The 255-nt window shown below is 49.0% G+C and carries 1 rRNA gene; it reads right to left on the reverse strand.

What is annotated here, in order from left to right:
* Positions 1-100: ribosomal RNA gene (rrf, locus tag H3H37_RS25560) — 5S ribosomal RNA — on the reverse strand; the annotation flags it as partial.
* Positions 101-255: the final 155 nt, after the last annotated feature.

A 255-nucleotide genomic window follows, 5' to 3' on the forward strand; every position in this document is an offset into this window, starting at 1 on the left:
CTACTTTCACACTGGTTGCAGCACTATCATCGGCGCAGAGTTGTTTCACGGTCCTGTTCGGGATGGGAAGGGGTGGGACCAACTTGCTATGGTCATCAAGCTTTGACTTGTACGAGTAGTCGCTCCCTGTCGGGCAGCGTTACTCAGAATCTGGAAGAAGTAATTGGGTAATGAAGTTGTATCAACGAACGTTACAACGCACTTCTCATTCACCACAACCTGCTAAGGTTATAGGGACAAGCCGTACGGGCAATT

The organism is Rugamonas brunnea (genome assembly GCF_014042345.1).
GTDB classification, from domain to species: domain Bacteria; phylum Pseudomonadota; class Gammaproteobacteria; order Burkholderiales; family Burkholderiaceae_D; genus Rugamonas; species Rugamonas brunnea.